Source organism: Paenibacillus sp. Y568 (genome assembly GCF_059445545.1).
Window position 1 is genome coordinate 35,928 of record NZ_JCAIUM010000020.1, and the last position, 12,682, is coordinate 48,609.

General features: G+C 36.5%; 5 protein-coding genes and 1 pseudogene. 5 read left to right on the forward strand and 1 reads right to left on the reverse strand.

Going from position 1 to position 12,682, the window contains the following annotated elements:
- Positions 1 to 246: 246 nt before the first annotated feature.
- The 4 genes from AC1D7X_RS21935 (at position 247) to AC1D7X_RS21950 (ending at position 9,786) form a co-directional block, all read left to right on the forward strand.
- Positions 247 to 2,088, forward strand: a complete 1,842-nt coding sequence (locus AC1D7X_RS21935; protein ID WP_495476136.1) for a hypothetical protein — start codon at positions 247 to 249, stop codon at positions 2,086 to 2,088.
- On the forward strand, positions 2,081 to 3,616 hold the full coding sequence (locus tag AC1D7X_RS21940) for a methylation-associated defense system protein MAD7 family protein (RefSeq protein ID WP_495476137.1): 1,536 nt from the start codon (positions 2,081 to 2,083) through the stop codon (positions 3,614 to 3,616). Before AC1D7X_RS21935 ends, AC1D7X_RS21940 begins: the two co-directional genes overlap by 8 nt.
- A 224-nt stretch (positions 3,617 to 3,840) precedes the next feature.
- Positions 3,841 to 8,961 (forward strand): FtsK/SpoIIIE domain-containing protein, encoded by a 5,121-nt coding sequence (locus AC1D7X_RS21945; RefSeq protein ID WP_495476138.1) that lies wholly within the window; start codon positions 3,841 to 3,843, stop codon positions 8,959 to 8,961.
- A gap of 474 nt (positions 8,962 to 9,435) precedes the next feature.
- Positions 9,436 to 9,786 carry a phospholipase D-like domain-containing protein gene (locus tag AC1D7X_RS21950; RefSeq protein WP_495476139.1) on the forward strand — a complete coding sequence of 117 codons (351 nt, stop codon included), beginning with the start codon at positions 9,436 to 9,438 and terminating at the stop codon, positions 9,784 to 9,786.
- A 3-nt stretch (positions 9,787 to 9,789) separates the two neighbouring features.
- Here the strand turns inward: AC1D7X_RS21950 and AC1D7X_RS21955 are convergent.
- A pseudogene (locus AC1D7X_RS21955) lies at positions 9,790 to 11,348 on the reverse strand (IS3 family transposase).
- 258 nt (positions 11,349 to 11,606) lie between these two features.
- Here AC1D7X_RS21955 and AC1D7X_RS21960 point away from each other — a divergent pair.
- A complete protein-coding gene (locus AC1D7X_RS21960) occupies positions 11,607 to 11,975 on the forward strand; it encodes a hypothetical protein (RefSeq protein ID WP_495476140.1) in 369 nt (122 codons plus the stop codon).
- The last annotated feature ends 707 nt before the right edge of the window (positions 11,976 to 12,682 follow it).

Consider the following 12,682-nt stretch of genomic DNA (forward strand, 5'->3'; position numbering starts at 1 on the left):
GAGGGAAAGCGATAGAATCTTAAATATTTGTATTATCAATACTTCTTTTTACCGGAAGTTCTCATGAATTTGATTTTGATTTCTAGGTGACAAAATAAATAAGTTTATAGATAACAAATGAATTAATTCCCATACTTTGGTATGATGGAAATAGTTCTAGTATTTTACATACAGATATAGAGGTATAAGAATTTGATTGTCGAATAATACTTTAGACTCATTTATAATATAAGGTGGTAGTTCAAAATGACTATTGTTAAGTCTCGCTGGATTAGTTTTCTTCGTCAATATGGCCCAATCCCTAGTAATGACAATATGTACGATGAAGCTATAAGTAGGACGTTGAACCGAAAAAATATCGAACCGCTAGTAATAGATTCTGTTTATTTGAATGAGTTAGTAGAAAATTATCAGGGAACTAATCCTAAATCAATTATTTTAACAGGTACTGCTGGGGATGGAAAGACATATAATTGCAGGGAAATTTGGTTGTCTCTTAATGGTTCACTACAGGATTGGCAAAATGACGACAAGATTAAAGAAATTGTATTACCAAGCTTTAAGAAACTGTATATAGTCAAAGACTTAAGTGAGCTCAAAGATGAAGAGCGAGGAATACTTAATAGTTTTGCGAACTCGGTAATGAATCCTAATGATAACAATGTCTTTTTAATAGCAGCTAATGATGGTCAATTAATAGAGGCATGGAAAAATATTGATTCTGATATTCAATCAGAATCTGTAAGACTATGTGTAGAAGAATTACTTGTTAATGAGATTAGAGAAAAGGATGGATTTAATCTCAAGCTATATAATTTAAGTCAAATCAGCGCCGCAAGACTCTTTCCACAAATTGTGAATGTGGTATTGCAGCACCCTGATTGGAAAGAGTGTAATAACTGTTCTCTAAGAGAAAATGTACAAATAGATAAAAATTGTCCTATTTGGGAGAATCGTAAAAGACTTGAAGGGAAATTAGATCAACAATTGATTCGTTCTAGAGTTACTGACTTATTGGAGTTATGTGAGTTAAATGGGGTTCACTTACCAATAAGACAGTTACTTCTTCTTATCTCTAATATGATATTAGGGCACCCGGAGGCTAGAGACAGACTCATGTCATGTTCGGATGCAGAAAAAATAGTTCAAGATAATAAAACATTTCATGCTAGTATATACCGTAATATTCTTGGCGAAAATCTCTCAGAAAGACGACGAGAGTCTACAGACGTGTTCTCTACATTAAGTAGGTTCGGCATTGGATATGAGACAAGTAACACAATGGATAATATTTTAATTTTCGGTGAAGATGATCCGGATCTTAATGTGTACTATAAAGAGCTAGTTCTAAGTGATACATATTATGGCGCAGATCAAACATTTCGTGCGAATCAAAAAGATTATTTAGAAGGTGTAATGACCGATAGTGGGGATTCCTTTTTAGGATCGCTTCGATCTCAACGTCAGAGACTTTTTTTTGTGATACCTCGTGAGAAAGAGGAAGAACTTAAGCTATGGCAACTTACGACTTTTCAATATGCAGGTGAGTTTTTATCCGAAGTATACAAGGTAGCACAAAATAATAGGGTAGCAACTCACATAACGTATCGGATCGCACAAGGGTTAAATCGAATATTTACGGGTTTGCTTGCAAAAAACAATGATGAGTTAATATTAGCTACCTCGGGAAGTCACTCGCAGGCGAAAGTAAGTAGAATTTATGAAGAGAGTATTTCTGTTCCTAAAAAGCGTGGCGAAAGCATGCAACTTAAAATAAATGATATAGGTAAACTTGTGATTGAGGTTAAACTTTCATCTTCAGTTGAGGCGGAGGAGTTACCTCTTCAATTAGTTAGATATGAATTTTTGTCTCGTGTCGCAGAAGGAGCATTACCTGGCAGTTTTTCGCGAGAGTGTTATGAAGATATCTTAGGGTTTAAAAGTAGGCTTCTTAAGAAGTTAGAACTTCGTCGTAGAATAGATGAAGAAGAAACAGACAATGACAATGAGTTGTCATTCAGAATTATTCTTTTAAATTATGATGGAATAATTAACGATAGAACTGTGGAGGTAAACTACAATGCATGAAAGACTTCCGCGTCTCGATAAAGTTGATGCTGATATGTGGGTGGATGAAGCAATTTGGGGGCATCGTTTATATGATGAGCAAACACCGTGGCTTTGTTTTATGGAGTTTTTAAATGTTCTTCAATCTGAACATGAGGCGGGAAGAGGGTTTATCGAGTCAGAGGTAAATAAATTAGCCTATTCACCAAAATCTAGATTATATTTACGCAATATACTATTCAACAACCCTCAATTATCCTTAATAGCTAGTAGAAATAAGCATGATGAGAAAGAATCTTGGATACAATGGTTTGATGTCATGAATAAGGGACAAGCCGGAATTGATAATGCTGACTTTACATACCTTGAGAAGCGATTTTCAAAGTTTGAAGATTTCGTAGAAGTAGTTCAGTTTCTTCGTGAAACCACCATTGAGGGTGAAAATAATAAAAGATGGAGTTCCCAATTCATATTTCCATATGGTCCCGATTGTTTGTATGAGGATCTAAATGTTAAGGAAGGAAGCCCTACAAATGACCGTAGATTCTTTGGTAGGACTGGAGAATTATTATATTTAATGTTAACAAGAAGTGGGAAGGGAGATCAAATACTTTCATTACTTAATAAAAGTGTGTTGAATCGAGCAAATAAGTTTAATAAGTTAGTTGCAGCATTAGAACCTAGAGAAATTATAACCTCAACTGTTGTTAGATCTGGAGCATATTTACCATATCTTGAATTACCGGAATACGAATCAATTGCTGAAGATTGGTTGGGCTTATTAAAAAGTAACATCCCAAATTATGATGCAATTCCACATCTTGTGAACATTACGGGATTACATTTAATCATATATAGTTTAAATCGTGCTAAATCGGTATTAGGCGATGAGGAAAAGTTAACATTTGTTCTTGAAATCGTCTCACCAAAGAAAACAGTTATACGTGATTTATCTTCTGATTCCTTTACAGAACATAACAATTTATCTCGTCGAGCAATAGAGATGTATATCAGAAAAGTGGTTGAAACAGATTCGTGGAAACAGATAACCGATATCACTGAAGCAAAGGACATTTTGAAGAATGAATATGCTTGGCCAAAGGATAATAAACAAAGTGAAGTAGATGCTAAATCACCAGATGAATTAATAAATAAATTTGTTACAGCTGCTATTAGTAGACATAAACAACATGTTGATAAATTTCATGGTGTTTGGGGTAAAGAAATCGGACTATCTTCAAGAAGAGGAGCCAGAAGGTTAAGATATGCTCCACAAGATATGTTGATTAAATCTTTAGTTCTTTGTGTGGTACCTAAGAGAATGGAATTTCAGGATTTTTTAGAAAGCTTATATGAAAAATATGGTTTTATAATAGGTGATAAACAGGCTCAAAGGCTAACAGATGCTGGAAGGGCTGATATGGAAGCATTTTCGGATAATGCAAGGCGACTCGAACAGCGTCTAGCGAGCATGGGATTATTACGCAGGTTATCTGATGCCTGTGCGTATGTAGAAAATCCCTTTGCAATACAGGAGGATGTAATCTAATGAATCAACTTGAACTTATAGGACAGGTAGCAACAGAATATCTCCGCCGACAATTACAGACTGGCCATTCAGAGGATGGAGTGGCACGATTTCTATTAGATCGTCTTACAAGTGATCAAGTTTCATCTATCTGTAAAACGATTAGTATGGATAGCCTATTATCTTCATTATTATCCATCAAGGTTCCTAGAAAGCTAATTGAAGGTAGCGGGTTACCTGAGGACATGGTTACGGACGAGAAGACAACTTATTGGAGAAATGCCTCTTGTGATAAGCCAGCTATTCTTTTAGCGAATACAAATGATGATCAAGGTCAGTCATTAAGGGATATTGCAAGAATTGGAGCGGGTGATTTAAAGGGTCAGCCTGAAATTTGGGTTCTATTAGCTAGTAAGGACTTACCCTTAACCGATGATCAAAAAAAATATTGGCAACAATCCTTAAAGGGGTTACAAGAAGCCAGTGAATGCAGTCTTGAGGAATTTAGTCAGTTCGTAGTTATGGTTCGTGAATCAATTTCGGAGAAAAGTATTCCTGTGGTTCGGGCACTTGGCTGGGCATTACCTGCTCTTCGCATACCACGTGATTCATATTACTTTGATTCAATTCCAGATAATGCATTAGGACATGCAAGTCGCTGGAGGAAAATGTTTTTGGATGCATATAGTAAAAGAGCCTGTTATTTATATAAACAGCATCCCAATAGACAATTAATAGAGAATAGTGAAATTCAGTCATCGTTTGATAAAGTAAGAAGTCAAATTGATCCATCTGTTCAACCTATTATGGAGTCGTTTATAGAATCAAATACAAACTGGTCTATTGCAGCAGGAAATCTGTCGGAATTGGAATGGGAAAAGGATAAAGTAAATCTTTTATTTCTCGAGTTGAAACCCTTGAAAATAAACTTGGCTGAAAAAACTCGGCGATTATACGATGATGAATTTCCCGGTACCCTTACTGATGAAGAAATAATTTACTTAAATAATTTAGATGAATTTTATAAAAAAAGAAAAGTAAAAGAAGCTACAGATGAAGACAAGGAATTCTATGATAAGCATAGACAAAACCTAGAAATAGATAAGTCTTTAAAAGCTGAGTGGGATCGTTATGTTTATGGGAAGGCGATTGAGTGTAGCGATTTTTTAGTAGGTTTACTTGAAGCTACTGAGAGACTTTTTGCACAGTGCTATAGTGTTACTGGTATGAAATCCTTAAAGATACGTACACAAAAGACTAATAGTAAAAAGTTATGGATGGATCTAAATGAGGATGTTGCCTTATCCTTCTGCAGTGCGTATAGAGGGTTGGAAAAGTTAACAAACAATTGGCAAGTCAATTGGGAAACCCATCATTTATTTAAATATGATCAGCTTGTTGCAGAACGTAAACAAAAAGAAAATAAGAAGAATACATCTACTGCTAAATCTGCTATTCAAATTGCATTTTATATTGAGTTAACATACCATGACTTGCAAGAAACAAAACAAAAAAATGATGTTAAACTCATTTGGCAAGGCGACCCATCTGGAATTGGACTTGAATTACATGATGATTTAAAAAGACTTGCGGAATATCCTTTTGCTTATTCAACTGTATATAGAAGTCCAGTTAGTAAGAAAGGGAAGCTTCAAGGTCTTTCTTTGAGTGATGTGGGTACGTTACAGGCTGTTTTCGGCCAAAATAGAGGTTCGTTAGTTGGTATTTATGCTAAAACCACTGATCTTCAAAAGGTTTTTTTGAGTAATCTTAAAAAAGCATTAGAAGATGGGCGGCTCTCCCAATCAAATTACGATTCTGTTAATAGAGCCTGGACAAATTTCTCTGAAAAATACAAGTTGGCTATAAGAGAATGGTTGCAAGAGGGAATTAATGTGGATTCAATCATTGAGCAATGTGACTTATATGATAAGTTTCTTCGTGCTACACAGGAGCATGTTCTAGGGGATATGAATCGAATTCATATTCTTCAACCTATTATGAGCATTGGTAATGTGAAAGTTGAAGGGGATAGGAATAAGCCAATGACTATTATTTCTCCTTGGCATCCAATGCGTATGGTTGCAAAATCCGTTAAGGCACGACAAGTTATAGGGTTAATAAACTATGTGTTAACCACAGATCAGGTAGACTTTGGTGATCAACGTTTGTTCTTCATGGATTTGAAAGATGAAATATTAACTCCATACTATCCAGAAGTAGCTTTAGGATATAAAGGACTAGAGCCTGTGTTACTTGCTGTTACAGATACCAAAAATGACTATACTTTAATGGAGTCACCGATACGTGATGACATCGAAATGCAGACAAATGAAGATCCTAAGGAAGCCTGTGATAAGCTCTTAAAACTTGTTGAACGTTATTTAGATCTTCAACCACATGAAAAGACCAATCTAAGTTTAGTCCTGTATAACTGTGATTCAACCAGATTACCAGAAACGATTGTAAATTCACTAGCTACCATGCATGAGACCGAAGAGGAAGTACGATGTCAAGTTATTCTGCGACATCGCGATACTAATAAGTTGAATGAATTGTATATGAAAATGGTTGAAAGTACGGATAATGATGCAGATTCTTTTATTGCAAGTGAAGTAACTCGTGATTTCATGGCGAGACTTCGTGTAGGAGTTATGGCACATGAGGCATCCGTATCTGATCCCAAAGAGGGCAAACTTGCTGATATTGTATTTCTTCAAGATGTTATTTCAAGACAAGCAAGCCTTGAGTGGGATCAGGTACAGATTAGACAAATGCCTGAACTTCTAGATCATTATCCACCACGGTGGGCAAAGAGACGCTCAACAGCCAAGGATGAATTGAAATCAACTGTATATCTTGTGTGTCCAAGCCAACCATCAGTCGGTTGGTCTTACCTTACAACGGTTTATTCAATAGTAAAAGGAATGGACGTACCTGCAGGAACGTATTTCTTACCAGCTAGGCAAATATCATTTCAAAATGAAAAAGTGAAGGCAATATTTGACGAAGCTCATAAGCTTGGAGAATGGGTTGTCAATTATGATGAATTGTTAGAACGCAGACAATTAAAGAATTTAGGCGTAAAAGTAATAAAGTATCAACATAATAAATCCCATGGATCTAATATAGTAGTATCTTCGAAATCCAAGTTAAATTTGCTTAACGTATTAGTAAAAAGACGATTGAATGCATTGAATTTAGGATTAAGTGATATAGAGTTGGTTCAATTAACGGAGCGCTTTATTGAAGAAGCGAATACAATCTCTGGAGACATTGTTCTACGAGCTGCTAAACGTGGAGTATTTGCTGGTGAGCTAATTGGAGTTGTATTGAGTAAAGCGATTCTCCAGTCCGAAATTCAAACAGAACAGCCTACTTGCTGGTTCCTCTTGGACGACTATGCAACTTGGCTTGGCCAAAAAGAGGAACAGATTGCTGATATATTAGCCTTAAGTCCAAAAATGGTTGAAAATAGACCTCATCTTCAGGTTTTTATATCTGAAGCAAAGTATGTTGATGCGAAAGGTGCTTCTGAAGCGAAAAAAAACTCTTCAAAACAGTTACGTGATACTATTTCAAGAATGGATAATGCTATATTTGGTAATCCTGGAAGACTCGATAGAGATCTATGGCTCTCGAGATTAAGTGACATGCTAAATGATGGAATAGAGTTACCTCCTGGATCATTATTTTCGGTAGAAGAGTTACGAGAGGGTATACGTAATGGGTCAATTCCAATAGAGATTAAAGGTTATTCTCATGTATTTTTATCTACTTTACCGGATACTTCTATGGAAAGTGAAAGATTCCCGATTGCTAATGCTAAAAAATGCTATCAAGAGATGTTTACTAGAGACTTCGTAAGAGATTTAGTGTTGGCTTATCATAAAGGGGAGTCTATCATCTCGATTCGAGAGAAATTAGATGATAGCAAGCCGTGGATTATTTCTGAATCTAATTCACCTGCTCCTAGAGTCAATTTTGTCACTGCAAATAATAATAGCAGTCCCGCATTTGTTGATGATGCTACTAACATTGTACGATTAGAAGTAAGTTCTTCTTCTAATAATGTTAGGGCTGAAGAGAGAAATGATGAGGGAAGAGATACTCCTGTTACAGCTGAGGAATGTAGTTCGGATGATACAACAATTTCAGTAACAGCTGTAAGCAACAAAGAAGAAAATGAGAGTTTAGTTTCTTGGGCTAATTCTTCATTATCAAGTTGGATAGAGCAAAATGCTCAATCTATAGAGGAAAATATAGAGGACCAAACTTGGGTGAAGGAAACAGTTAATAAGTTGAGAATGGCTCTAATAAGTTATAACTTACAAGCCAAGGTAATTAGCCATCGTTTGACACCAAATGCAATCGTAATACGACTAAAGGGATCTGATCAATTAAAGGTTGATGATATCGAGAGAAGAAGATCCATTCTTCTTACAACACATGCCCTTAATGTTATCAATATTATGGCACAACCAGGAGAAATAGTTGTCTCATTGGCTCGTCCATATAGGCAAGGTATCTCATTAGCAGATGTTTGGAAAACGAGAAGAGTACAAAATGATACCTCTGGTTTAAATATGAGTTTCGTTATTGGAATTAAAGAGATTGACGGTGAAATACTTTATTTAAATTTGGGTGGTGAGTTTGAAGGTGGAGCGCAACATGCGCCGCATACACTCATAGCTGGAGCAACTGGTAGTGGTAAATCAGTCTTACTACAGAATCTAATATTAGATATATGTGCGACCAATAGTAAGGATTTGGCCCATATTTATTTAATCGATCCAAAGTATGGTGTTGATTATATGCATCTTGCCGATTTGCCACATCTTGTTGAGGGAATTATTGATGATCAGAATAAAGCTTCGAAGATATTAGAAGATCTTGTAGTTGAGATGAATAATAGGTATCAGAAGTTTAAAGAGGTCAAAGTTAATAACCTGAAAGATTTTAATGTAAAAGCTGCTGATGAAGAAAAATTACCTCTTATTTTTTTGATTCATGATGAGTTTGCCGAATGGATGCTTGTAGATGAATATAAGAGTGCTGTGTCATCTATAGTACAAAGGTTAGGGGTGAAAGCACGTGCTGCAGGAATACATTTGATTTTTGCTGCTCAACGTCCAGATGCTAATGTGTTGCCTGTACAACTAAGGGATAATTTGGGAAATCGTCTTATCCTTCGTGTTGAAAGTGTGGGAACATCTGAGATTTCTTTAGGAGAAAAGGGTGCGGAAAAGCTTCTAGGGAAGGGGCATTTAGCCGCAAGGCTTCAAGGGGAGAGTGGCCTTATATACTGTCAGGTTCCATTTGTATCTGATTCAGAATTAGAGCGAATTGCAGATTTGATTAAATGAACTATAGTATTTCTCTATGAATTAAAGATTAGTGCTCAGATAATAAATCTTGGTACTAATCTTTTCCCTTATGCGTATGATTATTATTCTTTACTAAAACGGTTTGTGTGAAGTATCTTTGGACTTCGGACTTGTAGATCGGGAAATAGGAATCGTTGGTCCTGCTTTACCACCAGCGATTTGTTGCTTGACATTCTCTTATGAATTTAGGCTACACAGAAGTATTGACAAGTGATTATTTCATAGAAGAGGGCAGTCGTAACTGGATCTTAGTATTGAAATAGGATAGATCACTGGTTAAGAATAACCTGGTATATCCAATACTTAGGCTTGTTCCAAAAATAGGATTATATAGTTGAGTGCACACATTTCAAGACCAACAAGAAATCAGAGCCTGCGATGAATTGAGGGCCCTGAGGTATACATATTTAATTTTACCAGAAAATATATTCGAAGATAAATAGAGGTGACGAATTGGAGCTCAATAATTTATCTATAAAGAAAGAATATCGTTCTTTTAGCAATGATATTGTAAACACATTTTATATTCCTTTATTACAGAAGGCAGTATTATATCAAAGGGCTGTTGGTTTTTTTTCTTCATCTTCGCTGATAGAAATATCATATGGAATTTCAGAGTTACTAAAAAACGGTGGTAAAATTCAACTAATAGCTTCTCCACGTCTTCAAAAGGAAGACATTGATGCAATTGAAAAGGGATATGAAGAAAGAGACACTATAATTGAGAAAGTAATTATGAAATCGTTTATTGAACCTAACGGTAGTTGTCAAGATAGTTGTCGCGATTCTATAGAACTTATGTAGTTATTAGGTTTGTTTTTTATTAGTTTCGTTTTCCACTGTTTTCTCGGGGTTGAGCCATACCTGTTCCTTCAGATCCCAATCACGTATTTCTCTGGACCAACGACTAGGATGCTTCGCTTTTGCTGCTTCGTAGACCTGTTTTCTTTTTGCGAAAATCTCTTCAGATTGACCTTGATGTCTTTGATTCGGAGTCAAGAATTTCAGTCCGCTATGGCGATGCGTGGTGTTATACCAATCGACAAATCGTAATGTCCATTCGCGTGCTTCATCTCTGGTCTGAAAACCTTTAACAGGGAAATCCGGTCGATACTTGCACGTTCTAAAAATAGACTCAGCGTACGGGTTATCATTGCTCACTCGAGGTCTGCTTCTAGAAGGTGTAATTCCAAGACTGTATAGGGTTTCAAGCAAGGTTGAACCTTTCATTATTTTGCAATTATCTGAATGCAAAATGAGGGGGCTATTTCGAACAACGCATTGTTCACTCAGCACGGCTCTCCGCATGAGTTGACTTGCATATTCAGAAGATTCTTCATCCCAAATCTCCCAACCTACAATTTTACGGCTAAATAAATCGAGAATAAGATAGAGATAAAAGAATATCCCTTTCACTGGACCTGGTAGCCACGTAATATCCCACATCCATACTTGATTAGGTTTTGTGGCACAGTGACTGGTAAGAGGTTTCGAGCTAGACTTCTGGCTACGTCCGCGATGATGTTGTTGCTTGTGTTGATGCATAACACGATAAAAGGTAGATTCTGAGGCCAGATAGACGCCTTGATCTGCGAGTCTAGGAACAATCTGACTGGGTGGTAAACTCTTGAATTCCGATTGGTTAATGACTTCAAGGATCTGTTGTACTTCAGGTTCACTAAGTTTATGAGAAGGAGATCGCTTTACAACATGCGGGCGTTGATCTTCGAGAGGAGACTGGTCACTACGCCAGCGTTGTAAGGTTCGCTGGGTAATAGCAAGCTCACGACATGCCAGTCTTTCCCTTGCTCCAGCTTGTACAGCTTCCCCAATGAGTGTAATGGCGACTTGACGATCTGAGGCAGGAATTAGTCTTCCTCGGGGTCCCCCCAGATTGCTCGGGCCTTTTTTCGCAACACCAGTAGGGCTGCCGTTTCAGCTAATGCGGCATCTTTTCGTTTTAACTCACGGGTTAGTGTCTTCATCTCACGTTCTTTGTTACGTAGTTCTTTTTGTAGTTTTGTAGCTTGTTCTGCAACGCCTCCGTTGGCTTGCATGCAAGCATCACGCCAAGCTTCCACTTGCTCTACAAAGAGACCTTTTGCTCTACAGTACTCAGACAACTCAATTTCACTTAACGTGGCTGTCTCTACGACAATGGAAAACTTATCTCGCGTACTCCATTTCTCGGTTTCTTTTTCACCACCGGGCACAGCAACACCATTCGCTCGTGCTTCCTTTTGCCACTTATACAATGTGGCCTCTGCCAACCCACTATCTCTCGAAATCTGACTTACAGATTCATTATTAGGGGGCATCATCCGTAGCATAATCTGTTGTTTAAGTTCGTTACTATATCTAGCCATTGTCGATCCACCCCATTCTCTCTTTTTAACTACTGTACATTCTATTGAGAGGTACGACAACTATTGTGACACAGGGGGTCTGACTGGTATTCTACTGGCGAGTTAGATATGGATATATTAAATAGGTTGGCTGGTTTATGTTTCGAGAATCATACTACTACCTCTATCCAGGATCTGTTCTATGATATATTGTGGGCATTTTCGAGGGAATACTACTTATGTACTGAATCGGAGGAATATTTAAAGTATGGGTTACTATTGAATGAATATTCGGACGATATTTTGTATTATGACGACGATTTTTCAATAACCAAATATAAAGAGAAATTAATAGAAGAAATAGAGCAATACCGTGAATATTATAAAAAAATGTATGGTAGTGATTATATTGTCGATGCGGTGCAAATAGAAATGTATTTTGAGAAAGGTGAAGGGATAAATTCTGAGGAGTCACTTGATCTATTTATATTTGAAAGTGAGCTTGAGGACGTTGATCGCAAAGATGAGTATGAAGAAAATGATTATAATTATGATTTTGAATATCAAGGAAATGGTGAAACCGAAGACATTGACGAATCGTATTTTTCAGATCCAATTAAATTGCTGGGAATTCTTGAAGGTGAATAGGATAAAAAGTAATAGTCTATGGTATAAGTGAAATTATTTAGCGGTTATACGGATTTGGTAAGAAAGTATCATTTCCAACTGTATTTCAGACCTCTAAACCCTAATTTACTTCGAGGGAAAATGAAAGGATTGAAACGGATCCCTCGTGTGCAAGCCTCGTCAAAAACTCTCTCAGTCATATATAACCACTGCACTCAGGGAAACATCTTCTATATGCTGACATACATAGTCATTATATGCACTTGCCAACTCGATCGATTGTATGCACTTGATAATACTGGGTGTTATTTCCTTATGCTCCAGCCATTTTCATGTTGTCTTCGGAGAGTTTCCTAATGCTTTGGCAAGAGGTGATTTTCAACCATTGATAAGTGATATTTTACCAGTTACTGTTTACACGTAAAAATTTTTTATGCATATTGAGCATTGTGCAGATGAAGTTTTTTTCTCTTTAATAAACTCTTCAAGCTGCTATCTTGTCTGAAATAAATCCAATGATTTCTCTCTAACCTCTTAATTATTATTGTTTTCCTAAATGCAATTATTGGAGCTATTCTCTAATTTTAAAGGATTCAAGTATTTCTCTATCAAATAAACAAGAAAAAAAACTAAACAGGTGACCCCGATGACATTACCCATAGAACTAACTAATTTATTTACTAATAAAGAAAAATCTTATAAAATGGTTTTCTTTTTATCTATGCTAA